Source organism: Vibrio scophthalmi, assembly GCF_040869025.1.
In the GTDB taxonomy this organism is placed as follows: domain Bacteria; phylum Pseudomonadota; class Gammaproteobacteria; order Enterobacterales; family Vibrionaceae; genus Vibrio; species Vibrio scophthalmi.
This window is the reverse complement of sequence record NZ_CP134271.1, coordinates 1,792,469-1,813,946: the sequence shown is the minus strand read 5'-3', so window position 1 is coordinate 1,813,946 and position 21,478 is coordinate 1,792,469. Positions and strand designations below refer to the sequence as shown.

The window sequence follows — 21,478 nt, the reverse complement described above, 5'->3', positions numbered from 1 at the left end:
TTTAGTTCCCGAACATCAATGCGGTCAGTACGAAGTCTAGTCCAAGTACTGCCAAAGAAGAGTGTACTACCGTGCGAGTGGTTGCGCGGCTGATGCCTTCCGAAGTCGGAATCGCATCGTATCCATTAAATAAAGCTATCCAAGTCACGGTAATGGCAAAAACAAAGCTTTTGATAAAGCTATTGCCAATATCTTGACCTAATTCAACTGACGATTGCATCGCCGACCAGAAGCTACCGTGATCGATGCCTTTCCAATCCACACCCACCAGCTGACCACCCCAAATACCCACCGCCATAAAAATCATCGTGAGTAAGGGCATAGAAATAACACCAGCCCAGAAACGTGGTGCAATCACGCGCTTCAAAGGGTCAACGGCCATCATTTCCATCGAAGAGAGCTGCTCGGTGGCTTTCATTAAGCCAATCTCTGCTGTCAATGCCGAGCCTGCCCGACCAGCAAATAGCAGTGCAGTTACGACAGGGCCTAGCTCACGCAATAGCGATAGCGCAACCATCTGACCTAATGCACCTTCAGCTCCGAAATCAATCAGAATGACATAACCTTGAAGGCTCAATACCATGCCAATAAACAGACCAGATAAAATGATGATCAGCAAAGATTGAACACCAACGCTATACAATTGCTTAATTAACAACGGTGCGTTTTTGATAGGACGAGGTCTGGCTGCTAGTGCGCCAAATAGCATCAAGCTAGCACGACCAACAGACGCACTAAATTTCATACCTCGTCGACCTAGAGAGGCAATAAAATTAAGAACACGAGTTATCATTGAAATAGATCCTCACCTATTGGTTTAGCCGGATATCGAAACGGCACAGGGCCGTCGGCATCACCCACTAGGAATTGTTGAACTTGCGGATCCGGATTGGTTCGCAGCTCCTCAGGAGTACCACTGGCAATCACTTGACCATTAGCAAGAATGTAGACCCAATCGGCAATACTCATCACTTCAGGCACATCATGAGAAACCACAATCGCAGTAATCGCCAAGGCTTGATTAAGGTTACGAATCAGCTCCACCAACACACCCATGGTAATCGGATCTTGGCCAACAAAGGGTTCGTCGAACATGATAAGTTCAGGGTCTAAAGCAATAGAGCGCGCAAGAGCCGCACGACGTGCCATACCACCAGAAAGCTCACTTGGCATGAGCTCAGCGGCGCCACGCAACCCCACGGCTTCTAGTTTTAGTAAAACTAAGGTGCGCAGCAACTCTTCATCAAGCTGAGTGTGCTCACGCAATGGGAAGGCAACGTTATCGAAAACGTTTAGATCGGTGAAGAGTGCGCCCGATTGAAAAAGCATACTCATGCGTTTTCTTTCTTGATAGAGCTTACGGCGACTCAATGTAGGGATATTCAGACCATCAAATAAAACCTCTCCACTATCAGGAGAAATCTGTCCGCCGATCAGGCGTAACAAGGTCGTTTTTCCGATCCCTGAGGGTCCCATAATGGCAGTCACTTTGCCCTTGGGAACATGTAGGTTTACGTTGTCAAAAATCTTCCTATTTCCACGTGAAAAAGTGAGATTATTGACTGTAACCAAATCAGTTGATGACATTCGGTACTCGTCGTCAGAATCCTTTATATGATGCGCAATCATAAGCAGATTAATCTCGAATTTAAAGCACTGTTCAATTAAATGTGAAGTACTTAAATTCCCGTCTTATATTCTAGCCACATATGGAATTACAAAATGGGCGGTAAATAATTGCATGTTCAGCTTCCATTTTACCCCCCAACGCGTCAAAATTGACGGTTAAATTGTTCAGTTTGTAGATAAGTTAGGATATATCATGATCGAAGCGGTAGCGTTTCTTATTATTGGTCTCATTTTTCTGGTATGGAGTGCCGACAAACTGGTTTATGGCTCTGCAGCCCTAGCGCGTAACTTCGGTATTTCACCGCTGGTGATTGGTATGACGATCCTAGCAATGGGCTCTTCAGCCCCTGAAATGATGGTGTCCGCAACGGCAGCGCTGGATGGCAAAACCGACACTGCGGTCGGTAATGTGATTGGTTCCAACATCGCAAACATCGCACTAATTCTTGGCATCACCGCCATGATTAAGCCACTCTCGATTAGTTCACCGGTATTACGTCGTGAACTGCCACTGATGATCGGTGTCACCCTGATTGCGGGTGCAATCTTGTGGGATAACCATCTTGGCTTCTACGAAGGTGTGCTGCTGCTAGGTCTATTCGTTATCTTTATTCTTGCTATGTTGCGCATTAGTCGTAAAGAGCAACCAAACGGTGATGTGCTACTTGAAGAACAAGAGCAAGACGTCCCTGAAGGCGTAGACAACAAAATTGCCTTAATGTGGGTTGTTATCGGTTTAATTATTTTGCCTATCGCAGCTGACACTCTGGTCGATAGCTCTGTTGTCATTGCAAAATATTTTGGCATGAGCGATCTGGTGATCGGTCTAACGATTATCGCAGTAGGCACAAGCTTACCTGAATTAGCCGCTTCGGTAGCTGGCGTGATGAAAGGCGAAGATGACATGGCCGTTGGTAATATCATCGGCTCAAATGTATTTAACATCCTTGCGGTAATGGGTATTCCCGGCATTCTTAATCCTTCAATTCTAAGCGAGCTCGTCATGGGGCGCGATTTTTGGGTCATGTTGGCGGTATCGCTACTGCTGGTTGTGATGGCGCTAGGAAAATCGCGCAGCATCAACCGTTTTGAAGGCGCATTCCTTGTGGTCGTATTTATTGCGTACCAGAGCTACCTTGTTATCAATATGAACGCGTAATTGTTCGCTGGAGATTGTGATGTTTGATTATCGCGCTGCCGCATTAGAAGTGCTTAATATTGAAATTGAAGCATTAAAGCAGCTAGACCAATATTTCAACGACAGTTTTGCTCAAGCTTGTGAGACGATCTTAGCCAATAAAAATGGCAAAGTAGTGATCATGGGAATGGGTAAATCTGGACATATTGGCAATAAGATTGCCGCCTCTCTGGCGAGTACGGGTACTTCAGCGTTTTTTGTTCACCCAGGAGAAGCTGCACACGGCGATCTTGGTATGATTGAACCCGGAGATATCGTTCTGGCGATTTCAAATTCGGGCGAATCAGGCGAAATATTGTCACTATTCCCTGTGCTAAAACGCCTTAAAATCACCATTATCAGCATGACGGGTAAACCGACCTCTAACATGGCAAAGCTGGCAGATATCCATCTCCAAATTACCGTGCCGAAAGAAGCGTGCCCACTCGGCTTAGCTCCGACCTCCAGCACCACTGCAACGTTAGTGATGGGGGATGCCCTTGCGGTTTCTTTATTACAAGCTCGTGGCTTTACTGCTGAAGATTTCGCATTGTCGCACCCTGGTGGGGCACTTGGCCGCAAGCTGTTACTAAAATTATCAGACATCATGCACACTGGTGATGAACTACCCTTAGTTTCACCACAAACCTTAGTGCGTGATGCATTGCTTGAAATAACACAAAAAGGCCTCGGTATGACGGCGGTTGTTGACCAAGATAAACAGCTGCTCGGTATTTTTACCGATGGTGACCTACGCCGAATTTTAGATAAACGCATTGATATTCATAGCGCTCTTATCAGCGAAGTGATGACCAAAAACCCGACCGTTGCCAATCCAAACATGTTGGCGGCAGAAGGTGTAAACTTGATGCAAGAGAAAAGCATTAATGGATTACTGCTTTGTGAAAACAACACCGTGGTTGGTGCATTGAATATGCACGACCTACTCAAAGCAGGGGTCATGTAATGACTGAAAAAGTCAGCACCTTATATGGTGAAGTTGACGCTGATATTTTAGCGATTGCCAAACACATTAAGCTATTGATCTGTGATGTCGACGGAGTCTTCTCTGACGGCCTTATCTACATGGGTAACCAAGGGGAAGAACTAAAAACTTTCCACACCCGTGATGGATACGGCGTAAAATCATTAATGAACGCAGGCATTGAAATTGCCATCATTACTGGACGTCAGTCTCAGATCGTCGAAAATCGCATGAAAGCGCTGGGCATTAAACTGATCTATCAAGGCCAAGACGATAAGGTGAAGGCTTACCACGATATTTGCCAACAGTTAGGGATTGCTCCCGAGCAAACCGGCTATATTGGTGATGATCTGATTGATTGGCCAGTCATGGAAAAAGTCGCACTAAAAGTGTGTGTGGCTGATGGTCATCCTTTGCTTGCTCAGCGTGCGAACTACGTCACAACCATTAAAGGTGGCCACGGCGCAGTGCGTGAAGTTTGCGATCTGATCCTTCAGGCTCGTGACGAACTAGACGTACACAAAGGTTTAAGTATATGAGTTTGTCTCGTATCGGTTATTTACTGCTGGTCGTCATCATTGCCATTTCTGGCTATTACTTGATGACCAACAAAGCCAGTTACGATATTCAAGTCGAACCGAATGTAGAGCTACCACTCTTCACTGGTAATGATCTAACCAACACCTCATACAATAAACAAGGTGTTCGCAGCTACGTAATCGTATCAGATAAGTTAAATCACTATGCCAGCAGCGGTGATACCGTGTTTGAGAAACCAATTCTAAGAATATATCTCAATGGTGATATTCAAGAATGGGAAATAACCGCAGGCAGTGGTGTGTTAACCAAAGATCATGTGCTTACCCTACAAAGCAATATATTAGGTAAAAATTTACTACCTGACTCCGGATTTGACACATTATCAACTGACATAATGCATATTCAGTTGGATAATCGTGATTTTTGGGCGGATAACCAAGTTACCCTAATTGGCCCTCAATTTGAGACGGTAGGTCAAGCGATGAAAGGCAATTTCGCTGACAACACCGCGATACTTTACAATCATGTACAAGGCAGATATGAAACTCTCACACCTTAGTTTAATCGCCTGTTTGTTCGCAGCAACACAGGCCATGGCATTGTCGACTGACAGCGATCAGCCTGTATACATTGATTCAGACAGTCAACACCTTGATATGCAAAGCAACCAAGTCACCTTCCTTGGTGATGTAAAGCTTAAGCAAGGCAGCATCAACATCAATGCCGACAAGATTATCGTCACACGTAATAAAACAGATGGCTCAATCAACAAGATTGATGGCTATGGCAATCTAGCGACCTTTTCTCAGCTCACTGACGATGGCAAAACCTTATACGGTGAAGCAAAAGAGCTGCATTACGAAGTGAGTAGCGACCAACTCACGATGATTGATGACGCAATGTTGGCACAAGATGACAGCGAAATTCGCGGTAATCATATTCGTTACCATATTTCATCACAAAAATTAGTTGCTGACGGTAAGCAAAAGGGCGATCGAGTGTCGACCGTACTTCAGCCTCAAGCAGTACAAGAATAATTATGGCGATTTTAAAAGCAGAACACCTAGCGAAAAGCTATAAAAATCGAAAAGTGGTTTCTGACGTCAGCTTACAAGTTGAATCAGGCCAGATAGTGGGATTACTAGGCCCTAACGGTGCAGGTAAAACAACTTCGTTCTATATGATCGTCGGCTTAGTGGCTCGTGATGAAGGTATTATCAGTATTGATGGACAAGACATCAGTATCTTACCGATGCACAGCCGCTCACGCATGGGGATTGGCTACCTACCACAGGAAGCCTCTATCTTCCGTAAATTGTCGGTACAAGACAACATTATGGCAGTTTTAGAAACCCGCGAAGAGCTAACCCGCGAAGAGCGCCAAGATAAGCTGGAAGATTTATTAGAAGAATTCCACATTCAGCACATTCGTGAGAGTGCGGGTATGGCACTATCAGGGGGCGAGCGTCGACGTGTAGAAATTGCACGCGCACTGGCCGCTAACCCACAGTTTATTCTGTTGGATGAACCTTTCGCTGGTGTCGATCCTATCTCGGTAATCGATATCAAGAAAATCATTGTTCATCTTCGTGATCGAGGCCTTGGGGTTTTGATTACAGACCACAACGTTCGTGAAACGCTTGATGTATGTGAAAAAGCCTACATTGTAAGCCAAGGACATCTCATTGCAGAAGGGACACCAGAAGACGTGCTTAACAACGAGCAAGTGAAACAAGTTTATCTTGGTGAACAATTCCGACTATGATTATTAAAAAGTCTGTAGAACTTTAAAAGGCATGTATTACTGAATGAAACCCTCATTACAACTCAAGCTAGGACAACAGTTGGCGATGACGCCACAGTTACAACAAGCCATTCGCTTGTTGCAGCTGTCTACATTAGATCTTCAACAAGAGATTCAAGAAGCCTTGGACTCCAACCCACTGCTCGAAGTGGAGGAAGGCAATGAAGAACTGACCACCAGCGAAGAGAAAAACCGTAATGAGGAAAAAGAATCCAGTGCGGAAGTCGCAGAAAGTGAACAGCAAGATAGCTCAGAGCTGATTGAAAAATCAGAGATCAGTTCTGAACTTGAAATAGACACTACATGGGATGATGTCTATAGCGCAAATACCGGCAGTACTGGCATCGCCGTCGATGACGATGCACCGATTTATCAAGGTGAAACCACCGAATCTCTTTACGACTACCTCATCTGGCAACTCGATTTAACCCCATTTAGTGAACTTGATAGAACCATTGCACTTGCACTGATTGATGCCATTGATGATTACGGTTATCTAACCGTACCGCTTTCCGAAATTCTGGAAAACTTTGATCATGAAGAAGTTGAACCAGAGGAAATTGAAGCCGTTCGTAAACGAATTCAGCAATTTGACCCACTCGGTGTCGCCTCTATCAACTTACAAGACTGCCTACTACTCCAGCTTGCGACTTACCCAGAAGACACGCCTTGGTTAAATGAAGCTAAACTGGTGTTGACCGATCATATTGATCAACTTGGTAATCGGGATTACAAGTTGATCATCAAAGAGACTAAGCTTAAAGAAACGGATCTACGTGATGTACTCAAGCTGATCCAACAATTGGATCCGCGTCCGGGTAGTCGCATATCCAGTGAGCAAGCCGAATACGTGATCCCTGATGTATCCGTATTTAAAGAGCATGGAAAATGGATGGTAACCAGCAATCCTGATGCCATTCCACGTTTAAAAGTCAATCAACAGTACGCCGCACTCGGCAAAGGAAGCAGCCCAGATAGCCAGTACATTCGTTCTAATTTGCAAGAAGCAAAATGGCTAATCAAAAGCTTAGAAAGCCGAAACGAGACACTGCTCAAAGTTGCCAAGTGTATTGTTGAACATCAAAGAAATTTCTTCGAGTATGGCGAAGAGGCGATGAAACCAATGGTACTCAATGACGTCGCTCTCTCCGTGGATATGCATGAGTCAACTATCTCTCGTGTTACGACACAGAAGTATATGCACACGCCACGCGGTATATTTGAATTGAAGTATTTCTTCTCCAGTCACGTCAGTACAGACAATGGTGGAGAATGCTCTTCAACTGCAATTCGTGCTTTAATTAAAAAGCTCGTCGCTGCAGAAAACAGCGCTAAGCCTCTTAGCGATAGCAAAATTGCAGCTCTACTCGCTGACCAAGGGATTCAGGTCGCTAGACGAACAATAGCTAAATACCGAGAGTCCTTGGGCATTGCCCCTTCAAGTCAGCGTAAACGCCTACTTTAAGGCAACAACCGAGAAGGAAAGCCTATGCAAATCAATATTACTGGCCACCACGTTGATCTTACCGACTCAATGCAAGACTACGTAAACGAAAAATTTCAAAAGCTGGAGCGTTTTTTCGACCACATCAACAGTGTTCAAGTGGTTTTAAAAGTTGAAAAACTTCAGCAAATCGCAGAAGCTACCCTTCATATTAATCAAGGCGAAATACATGCGTCAGCTGATGACGAAAGCATGTATGCCGCAATCGACTCGCTAACCGATAAACTGGTTAGACAGCTCAATAAGCACAAAGAAAAACTACATAATCATTAACTATGCAACTTAGCGAAATTCTAACCTTGGACTGCACCAAAAGTGCAGTCCAATGCACCAGCAAAAAACGCGCTCTTGAGATGATCAGTGAAATCGTCGCAGAGCATACCGGACAAAACTCAACCGAACTTTTTGAATGCATGCTCAGCCGTGAAAAGATGGGCAGTACTGGCATTGGAAATGGAATAGCCATTCCCCATGCTCGTATGCAGTCAAGCGACCAAGCTGTTGCCGTCCTTTTACAATGCGAAAGCCCAATAGAATTCGACGCGATTGATAACCGTCCCGTTGACCTCCTATTTGCTTTACTTGTGCCTGATGCACAATGCAAAGAACACCTCAAAACCCTCTCATGTATGGCTGAACGTCTTAACGACAAGCTGATCCTCAAGCAGCTTCGCAAAGCGCAGTCGGATCAAGAGCTGTATGACATTATGATCAACAGGTAGTCGTTGTTATGCGTTTAATTGTAGTCAGTGGCCAATCAGGGGCAGGTAAAAGCGTAGCGCTGCGTGTGCTTGAAGATTTAGGTTACTATTGTGTTGATAACCTTCCTGTTAACCTATTGAATGTATTCGTACAATCCATTCAAGGCAGCAAGCAAAATGTCGCGGTCAGTATCGATATTCGTAACCTGCCCGAAGAACCAACCTTGGTTAACGATGTACTACAAAAGCTAAAACAAGAAACCGACGTGAGCGTGCTGTTTCTTGATGCCAATAAAGACACTTTACTTAAGCGATACAGCGAAACTCGCCGTATCCACCCCCTCTCATTGGCACATGAAAGCACCTCGCTTGAGCAAGCGATTGAGAAAGAAAAAAGCATTCTTTCACCACTCAAAGAACACGCTGATCTCATCATTGATAGCAGCAATCAATCGCTGCATGAATTGAGTGAGAATGTTCGCCGTCGAGTAGAAGGACGTGAACGCAAAGATTTGGTGATGGTATTCCAATCATTTGGTTTCAAATATGGCCTACCCAGTGATGCTGATTATGTCTTCGATGTGCGTTTTCTTCCCAATCCACATTGGGAACCCGATTTACGCCCACTCACTGGGCTAGATGCACCAATTAAATCCTATTTGGAAAGCCATCAAGAAGTGATTGAATTAAAACTCCAAGTACAGAAATTCATAGAACACTGGCTGCCAATGTTAGAAAAAAATAATCGTAGCTATCTGACGGTGGCGATTGGCTGTACTGGCGGTAAGCACCGCTCAGTCTACCTCACCCAACAAATTGGCGAGTACTTCGCTGAACTGGGACATCAGGTGCAAATTCGCCACACCTCACTTGAGAAAAACCGACAGGATTAACGTATGCCGCAAGAGAGTAAAACCGTCCTAATTGAGAATCGACTTGGGCTACATGCTCGTGCGGCAGTTAAACTGGTTGAACTCGCACAATCATTTAATGCCATTTTGACCATTCAAAACCATGATGGAAAAGTTGCCACTGCCGACAGTGTTATGGGCTTATTGATGCTCGAATCAGCACAAGGCGAGCATGTCACCATTCACGCTGAAGGGAATGATGCAAGCGAGGCATTAATCGCGGTTTGCCAGTTAATTGAGCATAAATTTGACGAAGATGAGTAACCCTTCACCTACACTGATTACATCTACGGCTCACTTATCAACAGATAATTAGATTTTCTTAACACTAACTTATTAAACAAGCCGTTAAATTAAGTTACTATTCAACGCATTGTAACCATATAGAGTCAGGGGGAATCGATGGCCGAGCAAATAGAGTTTGATCAAGCTCACCAAGCCCTCCAAGAAGTCACAGATGCTCTAGAAAATGGCCGTTTCGTCCACGTCCGCCGTCAGCTGCAGGACATGGAACCGGAAGATATCGCTCATCTCTTAGAAGCCTCTCCGCGTAAAAGCCGTGAAGTTCTTTGGCAACTAACCGATCCAGAAGATTATGGCGAAATCCTCGATGAATTAAGCGAGGATGTAAAAGACGATCTCGTGTCTAGAATGGCACCAGAGATGTTGGCTGAAGCAACCGAAGGCATGGACACCGATGATGTCGCTTACGTCCTCCGAAGCCTGCCTGACGATGTTTCGCGTGAAGTACTTTCGCAGATGGATGTGGAAGATCGTCAACGTGTTGAAACTGCCCTATCGTATTCAGAGGATACCGCAGGTAGTTTAATGAATACCGACGTCATTACCATTCGTGGTGATGTCGATATTGACGTTGTGCTCCGCTACTTACGTATGCGTGGTGAACTACCTGAAGCGACCGATGCGTTGTACGTCATTGATGAAGAGAATCGCCTAATTGGTGAGCTCTCATTAACGGCCATTCTTACCACCCAACCCGATGTCAAAGTTGCGGATGTGATGGAAGATGCGGACGATGCAATCGAAGTGACGATGAAGGACTCCGATGTCGCGAGCCTATTCGAACGTCGTAACTGGGTTTCTGCTCCTGTCATTGATGAGAACCAACTACTCGTAGGTCGTATCACCATCGATGACGTGGTTGACGTTATTCGTGAAGATGCCGAGCACTCAATGATGAGTATGGCAGGTCTAGACGATGATGAAGATACCTTTGCCCCGGTGGTAAAATCGGCGCGCAAGCGTAGTGTGTGGCTCGGTGCGAATGTACTTGCAGCCCTTGCTGCAGCCTCAGTTTCCAACATGTTTGAAGCCACTTTAGATCAAATGGCGGCCATTGCAGTCTTGATGACTATCGTACCTTCGATGGGTGGGGTTGCGGGTAACCAAACCGTTGCTCTGGTCATTCGCGGCTTAGCATTAGGCCATATCGGTGATTCAAACAAACGTGAATTGTTAATCAAAGAAGCCGCGATCGGTTTTCTCAATGGCATCATGTGGGCGTTAATCATTGGTGGTATTGTGGTTGCTTGGAAAGGCAATTGGATACTTGGTGGTATTATTTCCGCAGCGATGATGACCAACTTATTGGTCGCAGGTATCGCGGGGGTAACCATCCCTATTATGCTGAAGAAAATGAATATCGACCCAGCGTTAGCGGGTGGTATGGCGCTAACAACCGTTACGGATGTAATTGGCCTATCGGTTTTCTTGGGCTTGGCGACGATTTTTATTTAACTCGTTCACAGCAAAATCCCAATAAAAAAGCACAGCTTCAAGCTGTGCTTTTTTGTCTCTATAGCGGCTGAGCAAAGGCGCATTAATTCATGTTTGGCCCGAGCCATTTTTCCGCTTCCAACATATCCCAACCTTTTCGGTCAGCATAACTTTCCGCCTGATCTTGCTGAATTTGTGCAATGGCAAAGTAACGAGAATCAGGATGCGAGAAGTACCAGCCCGAAACCGCCGCGCCCGGCCACATCGCATAGCTACTGGTCAGAGACATCTCTATACTCTCTTCAACATTTAGCAACTCCCACAACGCTCCTTTTTCGGTATGCTCTGGGCAAGCAGGGTAGCCAGGTGCAGGGCGAATACCTTGATACTTTTCTCGAATCAAATCATCATTAGAGAGCGCTTCATCACTTGCATAACCCCAGATTTCCTTACGTACTTTCTCATGCAAATACTCAGCAAATGCTTCAGCTAAACGGTCCGCAACCGCCTGAATCATAATGGCGTTGTAGTCATCACCAGCAGCTTTATATTGATCGGCCAACTCTCTTTCACCGATACCTCCGGTAACCGCGAACGCACCAATCCAATCAAGTTTACCGCTCTCTTTCGGCGCGATGTAATCTGACAGACAGTAGTTAAACCCTTTCGGTTTCTCGGTTTGCTGGCGCAGGTTATACAGCACTTTGGCCACTTCTGTACGTGATTCATCGGTATACACTTCAATGTCGTCACCAACACTTGCTGCTGGTAACAATGCACACATACCACGCGCTTCCAGTAACTTTTCACGCTCAACACGATCAAGCAACTCATTGGCATCTTTGAATAGTCGCTTAGCTTCCTCGCCTACTTCTTCATGTTCTAAGATTGCTGGATACTTACCCACCAACGACCAGGTCATAAAGAATGGCGTCCAATCGATATATTGGCGCAAAGTAGCAATATCAAAATCTTTAAAGATATGCACACCCGGTTTAGCTGGAGCTGGCGGCGTGTAGCTAGCCCAGTCAATCGCGACCTTATTCGCTCGCGCCCTTTCAAGCGTCACTGGGCGAGTACGTGGCTTCTTACGACGGTGCTGGTCCCTCACCACTTCATAATCCGCATCCAACTTCTCAACAAAAGCAGGATAAAGTTCTTTGGACAACAGCGAGGTACACACCCCTACCGCTCGTGACGCATTATTCACGTACACAACTGGCTTGTGGTAATTCTGCTCAATCTTAACCGCCGTATGCGCTTTAGAAGTCGTTGCACCACCAATTAACAATGGTAGTTCAAAGCCTTGTCGTTCCATCTCTTTAGCTACATGCACCATCTCATCAAGTGAAGGGGTGATCAGGCCAGATAAACCGATGATATCGACATTCTCTTCTTGAGCGACTTTGAGGATCTTTTCACATGGCACCATGACGCCAAGATCGATAATTTCATAGTTATTACATTGCAAAACAACACCAACAATATTTTTGCCAATGTCATGAACATCCCCCTTCACTGTAGCTAGAAGAATCTTACCGTTGGTCGAGCCCACCTCTTTAGAGGCATTGATGAACGGCTCTAAGTGAGCAACCGCCTGCTTCATGACGCGCGCAGATTTGACGACTTGGGGTAGGAACATTTTTCCCTCACCAAACAAGTCACCCACCACGTTCATGCCATCCATCAATGGTCCTTCAATGACCTCGATCGGACGAGAGGCATTAACACGCGCTTCTTCCGTATCTTCAACAATAAATTCGGTGATACCTTTAACCAGTGAGTGCTCTAGTCTCTTTTCAACCGGCCACGTTCGCCACTCTAACGACGACGCGTCTTCCACCTTGCCCACGGCTTTATCAAGATACTCTTGGGCGATGTCCAGCAGGCGTTCCGTCGAATCATCACGGCGGTTAAGCACCACATCTTCCACCGCTTCACGCAGGGTTTCTGGTACATTGTCGTAGATCTCAAGCTGACCCGCGTTAACAATCCCCATATCCATACCATTCTTAAAACAGTGATAGAGGAAGACCGCGTGAATCGCTTCACGCACATAGTTGTTGCCACGGAAAGAGAACGAAACGTTCGACACACCACCAGAAATCATCGCATGCGGTAAGTCACGTTTAATATCTGCCACCGCTTCGATAAAATCGACTGCGTAGTTATTGTGCTCTTCAATACCCGTCGCAACAGCAAAAATGTTCGGGTCGAAGATGATGTCTTCTGGCGGGAAACCTACTTCATCAACCAAGATGCGGTAGGCGTTGGTACAAATCTCAAGTTTGCGCTCGCGAGTCTCAGCTTGGCCAACTTCATCAAATGCCATGACAATAATCGCCGCGCCATAGCGACGAACAAGCTTAGCTTGAGCGACAAACTTTTCTTTGCCTTCTTTCAGCGAAATCGAGTTAACGATGCCTTTGCCTTGAATGCACTTTAAGCCCGCTTCAATGACTTCCCACTTAGAGGAGTCAACCATGATGGGCACTTTGGAAATTTCCGGCTCCGATGCACACAGGTTCAAAAAGCGTACCATACAGGCTTCGGCATCAATCATGCCCTCATCCATATTGATATCGATGATCTGTGCACCGTTTTCAACTTGCTGACGCGCAACATCGAGCGCTTCTTCGTACAGCTCTTCCTTGATTAAGCGTTTAAAGCGAGCAGAACCGGTCACGTTAGTTCGCTCACCCACATTTAAGAACAAGGTATCTTTCTCGATCGTTAAAGGCTCTAAACCTGATAAACGACACGCAACTGGCAAATCCGGTAATGCTCTTGGCGTCACACCTTCTACGGCTAGCGCCATTTGACGAATATGTTCAGGTGTTGTGCCACAACAACCACCAATCAAGTTTAAGAATCCGCTCTGCGCCCACTCAGTCACATGTTCAGCCATATCCACTGGTGATAAATCATACTCACCAAACGCATTAGGCAGACCAGCATTTGGGTGGACTGAAACAAAGGTTTCCGAGATACGCGATAGCTCAACCACATAAGGACGCAACTCATCAGGGCCTAACGCACAGTTCAGGCCAAACGAAATAGGTTTAACATGACGAAGAGAGTTATAAAACGCTTCTGTCGTTTGCCCAGAGAGGGTACGCCCAGAAGCATCGGTGATCGTACCGGAGATCATCACTGGCAGTGAATACCCTAGCTCTTCAAACACCGTTTCTACCGCAAACGCACACGCTTTGGCATTCAGAGTATCGAAGATCGTTTCAAGTAAAATGAGATCCGCACCACCTCGAATCAGCGCATGAGTCGACTCTGAATAAGCTTCGACCAGCTCATCAAAACTCACATTGCGATAACCAGGATCGTTAACATCTGGAGAGATCGAACAGGTTCGGTTAGTTGGGCCTAACACACCTGCGACATACCTTGGTTTATCTGGTGTCTTAGCCGTCCATTCATCCGCGGCCTCACGAGCAAGTTTAGCCGCAGCGAAGTTAATCTCTGCACTCAGGCTTTCCATGTCGTAATCGGCCATGGCAATAGTGGTCGCATTAAAAGTATTGGTTTCGAGAATATCCGCACCAGCTTCCAGATAGTCGAGGTGAATATCTTTAATCAATTTCGGCTGTGATAACACCAACAGATCATTGTTCCCTTTGAGGTCACAATGCCAATCCGCGAATCGCTCTCCACGGTATTCTTGTTCTTCTAATTTGTAATCTTGAATCATGGTGCCCATGCCACCATCAATCAATAAGATACGTCGCTTTAGTTGCGCCTCGATCTGTTGTCTTATTTTGCTTCCCACAGTACAGCCTCATTCCTTTGTGTATGACACCATCCTATCACACAATTCAAAGGAGTCTAGACGTCTAAAATAGTTAATCCCTAACAGCACCATGACGAAATAATATTTGCCATTTGCTCATCTTAGGCACAGAATTCTTATTCACAATTTGTTACACAAGAGTCCAAATATGTCCGTCTACTACACTCTTTGTTTTTTATCTGCCGCCGCGATGCTTATTGCTTTTATCAACAGCAAAATCGGCAAGATGCAAACAACCATCGCGATCACCGCGGGATCAATGATGCTTTCATTACTCATCTTGATTGCAGGCCAAAATGACTGGTTTCAATTGACGGAAATTGCGACTCACACCATGTCGAGTATTAACTTTGAAGATTTCTTGCTTAAAGGCATTTTAGGTTTTCTACTGTTTGCCGGTGGTCTTGGGATAAAATTACCAAACCTTAAAGATCAGAAATGGGAAATAACCGTATTAGCCTTAGGTGCTACGCTGTTCTCTACCTTCTTTATTGGTTACGCTCTATTTGGTTTTTGCCAACTTATCGGCATCAAATTTGACCTCGTTTACTGCCTGCTGTTCGGTGCACTTATTTCTCCAACCGATCCCATCGCCGTTCTTGCCATTGTAAAAAAACTCAATGCACCAAAACGCATCTCAACTCAAATTGAGGGAGAATCGTTATTTAATGACGGCTTTGGTTTAGTCATTTTTGTGACCATCTATACCATTGCATTTGGCAATGAAGCACCAACGCTAAGCAGCGTCTCTATGCTATTTGTTCAAGAAGCGATTGGCGGCATTGCTTATGGCCTACTACTAGGCTTAGTGTTCCACTATCTGATCTGTGCAACGGACGACCACTCAATGGAGTTGCTATTAACCATCGGTATACCAACCGCAGGTTATGCATTGGCTGACATTCTTCACGTATCCGGCCCTCTGGCGATGGTGGTCTCAGGTATTATGATTGGCAACTGGACGCGCTATATTGGCTTTTCAAAAGAGAGTGAAGATCATCTCGACCATTTCTGGGAATTGGTCGATGAGTTCTTTAATGGCGTACTGTTCTTACTTATCGGTATGTCGATGCTGCTATTCAAATTCCACCAAGAAGACTTCATTCTAATGGCGTTTGCCATTCCATTGGTCTTAACAGGTCGCTTCCTCAGCGTATTTTGCTCTTATATAGGCTTTAAACGTTATCGAACCTATAATCCTTGGTCTATCCCTATCTTAACCTGGGGCGGCTTACGTGGCGGCTTAGCGCTCGCCATGGCACTATCGATTCCTGCAGGCATTTGGGTTATCCCAGAAAAACAAATCGATGTAAGAGAAATTATTCTGGTCATGACATACGCCGTCGTTGTTTTCTCGATTTTGATTCAAGGGTCGACCATTACCCCAATGATTGAAAGAGCGAAAAAAGCAGAAGTAAAAATAGAATCATAAATCATATCAAAAATAAAAAAGGCAGCCTCGGCTGCCTTTTTTATTGTAATCGTATTGCTCACACTAATCTTTAGGTAGCTTTTAGATCATCGTAACCCAAAAGCCCTAATATGGCTTAACGCTCAACTTTTTCAACAATCGGTTTCACCTTGCTGGCTTGTTGCTCATTCAAAGCACGACGGACACGCATTGTGATAAAGCCCAATAACGCGGTAACAAAAGTGATCACTGGGGCCGCCATTAAAGCCATCGTCACTAACTTGCTAATGTTTTCAGGCAACAATGGTAACAGCATACCGAAAGAGCAAAGTAACAAGGTCCATAAAATAGCGCTTAACCATGAAAAGTAGTGGAATTTGTTCACTTTATTAGCTCGCATACCCATCATCAACGGCAGCAGAGAGCGCACCACTGGCACAAAGCGCGCACAGAACAAAGCGACTAATCCATGCTTACCCAAAAGCATATCAACTTGCTGTAAACGCTTTTGCGGAACTGCATTTACCCAACCTTGAACTTTAGGCAGACGATTGAGTAGACGTCCTTGTACATAGGCAGCCCAACTTCCCGTTGCCGCGCAAGTCCCGATAATAATCAACACCAGAAATGGATCTAATACGCCAACAGCCGCTAACGTACCAGATAACACCACTACGCTATCGCAAGGAAATGGTGCCGCGGGAATAAAACCACTTTCTAAGAAGATCAGTGCTCCCACCACAAAATACACCATGGCAGCACTGCCTGGTGTCATTAACGTCGCAAAGTCTTGATGCCATAGCGCCATCAAGACCGAAATAATTGAATCCAACATTTTTTTACCTCATAAACAGAACAGATTTTATTAACCAATCTGCAAATGATTTCGGCTATGTATAAAGCGATAAATTAAATTAGATTCATAGTGTTGTTTAACTCGATAACCCATTGCACCAATGGGTTCTTCAACAAGCAGTGACAATGCACGAAACGCCAATGCACTGAGTGTGTCGTTGGTCAACAAGCAGTAACTTAGCTGATTTTGCCGTTCGGCAGGTTTGTTTAGATAACGGCTCAGTAAATAGTAATGGAAGTCTTTATAGTTAAGGATCGCTAATTGACGAGAGATTTGATGCTCAGAAGGCAGGCGAAGTTGATAAGCTTCGGCGATAAATTCAGGATCACGAGGCAATACCTGTTCATCCGTCGCATTGGCAAGCAACAGAACTAAACAAGCCGCAGAGAAAAACCCTCTTACTCGCAAACACTCCACTCCAGATCAATTTTCACAGCGACATTGCTGAAAAACTATAAACTCTATGTGGGTTTTAGCCCCACTTGCCAATAAGTTCAATAGTGATTATCTATCGTAACCATCACTGCAAAATAAAAGGGAAATAAAGGTGATGAACCGACCTAAAAAGCACAGATATTCTAAGAAGTTGCACCTATCCCTATCGGTACGATTAGCAGGCTTAGCAGGCTTAGCAGGCTTAGCAGGCTTAGCAGGCTTAGCAGTATAAAGTATTTGAAAGTTAGGGCGAGAAGCGAGAAGCGAGAAGCGAGAAGCGAGAAGCGAGAAGCGAGAAGCGAGAAGCGAGAAGCGAGAAGCGAGAATATTGTAACCGCCAAGCTCTCCAATAAAAGGCCTAACTTGCTGAATAGTCGTTATTTTTTAATACAGACGTAAAGGGGTTCTTCAAATAAGTGGCGGAGTGGACGGGACTTCTAATAACCTAGAAAACAACACGCCCCCGGCGTGACAGGCCGCTAAGCGCTCCAATAAAAAGCCTAACCAACTGAACTACCACTAAGTTCATTTCCTACAGACGTAAAAAAGCCCTGCTATTGCTAGCAGGGCTTTTTCAAAATAGTGGCGGAGTGGACGGGACTCGAACCCGCGACCCCCGGCGTGACAGGCCGGTATTCTAACCAACTGAACTACCACTCCGCAGTGGCAAACTTACCGTAGTAAGCGTCCATTTTGTTTCTAGATGGTCTATCTAAAAACGAAATTTAAAGCCTGGCGATGTCCTACTCTCACATGGGGAGACCCCACACTACCATCGGCGCTATTGCGTTTCACTTCTGAGTTCGGCATGGAATCAGGTGGGTCCGCAACGCTATGGTCGCCAAGCAAATTCTTTAATTCGGAAAGCTGTTTGAAGTTCTATTTACACATTCAATCGTTCTTGCATTGAGTCCTACAAAACCCCTTGGGTGTTGTATGGTTAAGCCTCACGGGCAATTAGTACAGGTTAGCTCAACGCCTCACAGCGCTTACACACCCTGCCTATCAACGTTCTAGTCTCGAACAACCCTTTAGGGCACTTAAAGTGCCAGGGAAAACTCATCTCAAGGCTCGCTTCCCGCTTAGATGCTTTCAGCGGTTATCGATTCCGAACTTAGCTACCGGGCAATGCCATTGGCATGACAACCCGAACACCAGAGGTTCGTCCACTCCGGTCCTCTCGTACTAGGAGCAGCCCCTTTCAATTTTCCAACGCCCACGGCAGATAGGGACCGAACTGTCTCACGACGTTCTAAACCCAGCTCGCGTACCACTTTAAATGGCGAACAGCCATACCCTTGGGACCGACTTCAGCCCCAGGATGTGATGAGCCGACATCGAGGTGCCAAACACCGCCGTCGATATGAACTCTTGGGCGGTATCAGCCTGTTATCCCCGGAGTACCTTTTATCCGTTGAGCGATGGCCCTTCCATACAGAACCACCGGATCACTATGACCTACTTTCGTACCTGCTCGAACCGTCATTCTCGCAGTTAAGCGGGCTTATGCCATTGCACTAACCACACGATGTCCAACCGTGTTTAGCCCACCTTCGTGCTCCTCCGTTACTCTTTGGGAGGAGACCGCCCCAGTCAAACTACCCACCAGGCACTGTCCGTAATCCCGATAAGGGACCAACGTTAGAACATCAAGCATACAAGGGTGGTATTTCAAGATTGCCTCCACACATACTGGCGTACGTGCTTCAAAGGCTCCCACCTATCCTACACATGTAGGGTCAATGTTCAGTGCCAAGCTGTAGTAAAGGTTCACGGGGTCTTTCCGTCTAGCCGCGGGTACACTGCATCTTCACAGCGATTTCAATTTCACTGAGTCTCGGGTGGAGACAGCGTGGCCATCATTACGCCATTCGTGCAGGTCGGAACTTACCCGACAAGGAATTTCGCTACCTTAGGACCGTTATAGTTACGGCCGCCGTTTACCGGGGCTTCGATCAAGAGCTTCGACCGAAGTCTAACCCCATCAATTAACCTTCCGGCACCGGGCAGGCGTCACACCGTATACGTCATCTTACGATTTTGCACAGTGCTGTGTTTTTAATAAACAGTTGCAGCCACCTGGTATCTGCGACTCCCAATAGCTCCATCCGCAAGGGACTTCACCGTCGAGAGCGTACCTTCTCCCGAAGTTACGGTACCATTTTGCCTAGTTCCTTCACCCGAGTTCTCTCAAGCGCCTTGGTATTCTCTACCCGACCACCTGTGTCGGTTTGGGGTACGATTTCTTATAATCTGAAGCTTAGAGGCTTTTCCTGGAAGCATGGCATCAATGACTTCACTACCGTAGTAGCTCGACATCGTATCTCAGCGTTAACAAGAGTCCGGATTTACCTAAACTCTCCGCCTACGTACTTGAACCTGGACAACCGTCGCCAGGCCCACCTAGCCTTCTCCGTCCCCCCATCGCAATTATAAGAAGTACGGGAATATTAACCCGTTTCCCATCGACTACGCCTTTCGGCCTCGCCTTAGGGGTCGACTTACCCTGCCCCGATTAACGTTGGACAGGAACCCTTGGTCTTCCGGCGAGGAGGTTTTTCACCCCCTTTATCGTTACTCATGTCAGCATTCGCACTTCTGATACGTCCAGCATGCCTTACAGCACACCTTCAACCGCTTACAGAACGCTCCCCTACCCAATGAAGTAAACTTCATTGCCGCAGCTTCGGTTTATTACTTAGCCCCGTTACATCTTCCGCGCAGGCCGACTCGACTAGTGAGCTATTACGCTTTCTTTAAATGATGGCTGCTTCTAAGCCAACATCCTAGCTGTCTAAGCCTTCCCACATCGTTTCCCACTTAGTAATAATTTGGGACCTTAGCTGGCGGTCTGGGTTGTTTCCCTCTCCACGACGGACGTTAGCACCCGCCGTGTGTCTCCCGGATAGTACTTACTGGTATTCGGAGTTTGCAAAGGGTTGGTAAGTCGGGATGACCCCCTAGCCTTAACAGTGCTCTACCCCCAGTAGTATTCGTCCGAGGCGCTACCTAAATAGCTTTCGGGGAGAACCAGCTATCTCCAGGTTTGATTGGCCTTTCACCCCTAGCCACAAGTCATCCGCTAATTTTTCAACATTAGTCGGTTCGGTCCTCCAATTGATGTTACTCAATCTTCAACCTGCCCATGGCTAGATCACCTGGTTTCGGGTCTAATTCTAGCAACTATACGCCCAGTTAAGACTCGGTTTCCCTACGGCTCCCCTAGATGGTTAACCTTGCTACTAAAATTAAGTCGCTGACCCATTATACAAAAGGTACGCAGTCACGGGACGCAATGCCCGCTCCTACTGCTTGTACGTACACGGTTTCAGGTTCTATTTCACTCCCCTCACAGGGGTTCTTTTCGCCTTTCCCTCACGGTACTGGTTCACTATCGGTCAGTCAGTAGTATTTAGCCTTGGAGGATGGTCCCCCCATATTCAGACAGGATAACACGTGTCCCGCCCTACTCGTTTTCACCTAATATGCGTTGCCGGTTACGGGGCTATCACCCTGTATCGCACAACTTTCCAGAAGTTTCACCTGACGCATAAAACGCTTAAGGGCTAATCCAATTTCGCTCGCCGCTACTTTCGGAATCTCGGTTGATTTCTTTTCCTCGGGGTACTTAGATGTTTCAGTTCCCCCGGTTCGCCTCATTAACCTATGTATTCAGTTAATGATACGTGCTTATGCACGTGGGTTTCCCCATTCAGAAATCCCAGACTCAAATGGTTGTTACTACCTAATCTGGGCTTATCGCAAGTTACTACGTCTTTCATCGCCTCTGACTGCCAAGGCATCCACCGTGTACGCTTAGTCACTTAACCATACAACCCGAAGGAGTTTCGTTAAACAACCAAGTTGTCTCTCTATTTTATGAGTGAGAGACGTTCGATTTTGCCGGACTCAATTTCGAATAATCATCATAAATGATGATATTGCCAAGAACACTTGAATGTGTTTTTTGGTGTTTATCTTAAAGA

Annotated in this window: 18 protein-coding genes, 1 tRNA gene and 2 rRNA genes; 13 read left to right on the top strand and 8 right to left on the bottom strand. The window is 45.9% G+C overall.

Annotation, left to right across the window (positions count from 1 at the left end; genetic code table 11):
• Position 1 precedes the first annotated feature (1 nt).
• Both mlaE and mlaF read right to left on the bottom strand, forming a co-directional pair.
• Positions 2–793, bottom strand: coding sequence for a lipid asymmetry maintenance ABC transporter permease subunit MlaE (gene mlaE / locus RJD38_RS08325; protein WP_005593714.1), 792 nt, complete (start codon positions 791–793; stop codon positions 2–4).
• Complete coding sequence (gene mlaF, locus RJD38_RS08320) at positions 790–1,587, bottom strand: phospholipid ABC transporter ATP-binding protein MlaF (RefSeq protein ID WP_065545750.1); 798 nt, start codon at positions 1,585–1,587, stop codon at positions 790–792. The genes mlaE and mlaF overlap by 4 nt, the downstream gene beginning before the upstream one ends.
• A 235-nt stretch (positions 1,588–1,822) precedes the next feature.
• On the opposite strand from mlaF, the gene RJD38_RS08315 reads away from it, so the two are divergent.
• The 12 genes from RJD38_RS08315 (at position 1,823) to mgtE (ending at position 11,009) form a co-directional block, all read left to right on the top strand.
• The gene (locus RJD38_RS08315; protein WP_005593710.1) at positions 1,823–2,788 is read left to right on the top strand and encodes a calcium/sodium antiporter; all 966 of its coding nucleotides are present in this window, start codon (positions 1,823–1,825) and stop codon (positions 2,786–2,788) included.
• A gap of 19 nt (positions 2,789–2,807) precedes the next feature.
• Positions 2,808–3,773: an arabinose-5-phosphate isomerase KdsD gene (kdsD, locus tag RJD38_RS08310; RefSeq protein WP_005593708.1), complete on the top strand. Its 966-nt coding sequence runs from the start codon at positions 2,808–2,810 to the stop codon at positions 3,771–3,773.
• Entirely contained in the window at positions 3,773–4,330 is a 558-nt protein-coding gene (gene kdsC, locus RJD38_RS08305) for a 3-deoxy-manno-octulosonate-8-phosphatase KdsC (RefSeq protein ID WP_005593707.1), read from the top strand. Before kdsD ends, kdsC begins: the two co-directional genes overlap by 1 nt.
• Positions 4,327–4,890, top strand: coding sequence for an LPS export ABC transporter periplasmic protein LptC (gene lptC, locus RJD38_RS08300; RefSeq protein ID WP_065429762.1), 564 nt, complete (start codon positions 4,327–4,329; stop codon positions 4,888–4,890). The genes kdsC and lptC overlap by 4 nt, the downstream gene beginning before the upstream one ends.
• A complete protein-coding gene (lptA, locus tag RJD38_RS08295; RefSeq protein WP_065429761.1) occupies positions 4,871–5,368 on the top strand; it encodes a lipopolysaccharide transport periplasmic protein LptA in 498 nt (165 codons plus the stop codon). Before lptC ends, lptA begins: the two co-directional genes overlap by 20 nt.
• A gap of 2 nt (positions 5,369–5,370) precedes the next feature.
• Positions 5,371–6,096: an LPS export ABC transporter ATP-binding protein gene (gene lptB, locus RJD38_RS08290; RefSeq protein ID WP_006713560.1), complete on the top strand. Its 726-nt coding sequence runs from the start codon at positions 5,371–5,373 to the stop codon at positions 6,094–6,096.
• A 43-nt stretch (positions 6,097–6,139) separates the two neighbouring features.
• Positions 6,140–7,600, top strand: coding sequence for an RNA polymerase factor sigma-54 (locus RJD38_RS08285; RefSeq protein WP_065429760.1), 1,461 nt, complete (start codon positions 6,140–6,142; stop codon positions 7,598–7,600).
• A 24-nt stretch (positions 7,601–7,624) separates the two neighbouring features.
• On the top strand, positions 7,625–7,912 hold the full coding sequence (gene hpf, locus RJD38_RS08280; RefSeq protein ID WP_005593702.1) for a ribosome hibernation promoting factor: 288 nt from the start codon (positions 7,625–7,627) through the stop codon (positions 7,910–7,912).
• A 2-nt stretch (positions 7,913–7,914) separates the two neighbouring features.
• Complete coding sequence (gene ptsN / locus RJD38_RS08275) at positions 7,915–8,361, top strand: PTS IIA-like nitrogen regulatory protein PtsN (protein ID WP_005593700.1); 447 nt, start codon at positions 7,915–7,917, stop codon at positions 8,359–8,361.
• 8 nt (positions 8,362–8,369) lie between these two features.
• Complete coding sequence (gene rapZ / locus RJD38_RS08270) at positions 8,370–9,233, top strand: RNase adapter RapZ (protein WP_005593699.1); 864 nt, start codon at positions 8,370–8,372, stop codon at positions 9,231–9,233.
• Between the two features lie 3 nt (positions 9,234–9,236).
• Positions 9,237–9,515: an HPr family phosphocarrier protein gene (locus RJD38_RS08265; RefSeq protein WP_005593697.1), complete on the top strand. Its 279-nt coding sequence runs from the start codon at positions 9,237–9,239 to the stop codon at positions 9,513–9,515.
• Between the two features lie 138 nt (positions 9,516–9,653).
• Positions 9,654–11,009: a magnesium transporter gene (gene mgtE / locus RJD38_RS08260; RefSeq protein ID WP_005593695.1), complete on the top strand. Its 1,356-nt coding sequence runs from the start codon at positions 9,654–9,656 to the stop codon at positions 11,007–11,009.
• 82 nt (positions 11,010–11,091) lie between these two features.
• Here mgtE and metH read toward each other — a convergent pair whose 3' ends face one another.
• Entirely contained in the window at positions 11,092–14,769 is a 3,678-nt protein-coding gene (metH, locus tag RJD38_RS08255) for a methionine synthase (RefSeq protein ID WP_065545751.1), read from the bottom strand.
• 169 nt (positions 14,770–14,938) lie between these two features.
• Here metH and RJD38_RS08250 point away from each other — a divergent pair, with 169 nt between their 5' ends.
• Complete coding sequence (locus RJD38_RS08250) at positions 14,939–16,222, top strand: cation:proton antiporter (protein WP_005593692.1); 1,284 nt, start codon at positions 14,939–14,941, stop codon at positions 16,220–16,222.
• 115 nt (positions 16,223–16,337) lie between these two features.
• On the opposite strand, the gene RJD38_RS08245 is transcribed toward RJD38_RS08250, so the two are convergent.
• The 5 genes from RJD38_RS08245 to RJD38_RS08225 form a co-directional block, all read right to left on the bottom strand.
• Positions 16,338–17,036: a DedA family protein gene (locus RJD38_RS08245; protein ID WP_005593690.1), complete on the bottom strand. Its 699-nt coding sequence runs from the start codon at positions 17,034–17,036 to the stop codon at positions 16,338–16,340.
• Positions 17,037–17,066: 30 nt separating this feature from the next.
• Positions 17,067–17,474 (bottom strand): hypothetical protein, encoded by a 408-nt coding sequence (locus RJD38_RS08240; protein ID WP_223296331.1) that lies wholly within the window; start codon positions 17,472–17,474, stop codon positions 17,067–17,069.
• A gap of 601 nt (positions 17,475–18,075) precedes the next feature.
• A tRNA-Asp gene (locus RJD38_RS08235) sits at positions 18,076–18,152 on the bottom strand.
• 70 nt (positions 18,153–18,222) lie between these two features.
• Positions 18,223–18,338 (bottom strand): 5S ribosomal RNA (rrf, locus tag RJD38_RS08230).
• Positions 18,339–18,428: 90 nt separating this feature from the next.
• Positions 18,429–21,322 (bottom strand): 23S ribosomal RNA (locus RJD38_RS08225).
• Between the last annotated feature and the right edge of the window lie 156 nt (positions 21,323–21,478).

Excerpts from the sequence above, each read along its gene's own strand:
- RJD38_RS08285 (WP_065429760.1), top strand. The coding sequence starts at position 6,140 with ATGAAACCCTCATTACAACTCAAGCTAGGACAACAGTTGGCGATGACG.
- lptA (WP_065429761.1), top strand. The coding sequence starts at position 4,871 with ATGAAACTCTCACACCTTAGTTTAATCGCCTGTTTGTTCGCAGCAACA.
- lptB (WP_006713560.1), top strand. The coding sequence starts at position 5,371 with ATGGCGATTTTAAAAGCAGAACACCTAGCGAAAAGCTATAAAAATCGA.
- RJD38_RS08265 (WP_005593697.1), top strand. The coding sequence starts at position 9,237 with ATGCCGCAAGAGAGTAAAACCGTCCTAATTGAGAATCGACTTGGGCTA.
- hpf (WP_005593702.1), top strand. The coding sequence starts at position 7,625 with ATGCAAATCAATATTACTGGCCACCACGTTGATCTTACCGACTCAATG.
- kdsD (WP_005593708.1), top strand. The coding sequence starts at position 2,808 with ATGTTTGATTATCGCGCTGCCGCATTAGAAGTGCTTAATATTGAAATT.
- mgtE (WP_005593695.1), top strand. The coding sequence starts at position 9,654 with ATGGCCGAGCAAATAGAGTTTGATCAAGCTCACCAAGCCCTCCAAGAA.
- lptC (WP_065429762.1), top strand. The coding sequence starts at position 4,327 with ATGAGTTTGTCTCGTATCGGTTATTTACTGCTGGTCGTCATCATTGCC.
- mlaF (WP_065545750.1), bottom strand. The coding sequence starts at position 1,587 with ATGTCATCAACTGATTTGGTTACAGTCAATAATCTCACTTTTTCACGT.
- RJD38_RS08250 (WP_005593692.1), top strand. The coding sequence starts at position 14,939 with ATGTCCGTCTACTACACTCTTTGTTTTTTATCTGCCGCCGCGATGCTT.
- RJD38_RS08315 (WP_005593710.1), top strand. The coding sequence starts at position 1,823 with ATGATCGAAGCGGTAGCGTTTCTTATTATTGGTCTCATTTTTCTGGTA.
- kdsC (WP_005593707.1), top strand. The coding sequence starts at position 3,773 with ATGACTGAAAAAGTCAGCACCTTATATGGTGAAGTTGACGCTGATATT.
- mlaE (WP_005593714.1), bottom strand. The coding sequence starts at position 793 with ATGATAACTCGTGTTCTTAATTTTATTGCCTCTCTAGGTCGACGAGGT.
- rapZ (WP_005593699.1), top strand. The coding sequence starts at position 8,370 with ATGCGTTTAATTGTAGTCAGTGGCCAATCAGGGGCAGGTAAAAGCGTA.
- RJD38_RS08245 (WP_005593690.1), bottom strand. The coding sequence starts at position 17,036 with ATGTTGGATTCAATTATTTCGGTCTTGATGGCGCTATGGCATCAAGAC.
- ptsN (WP_005593700.1), top strand. The coding sequence starts at position 7,915 with ATGCAACTTAGCGAAATTCTAACCTTGGACTGCACCAAAAGTGCAGTC.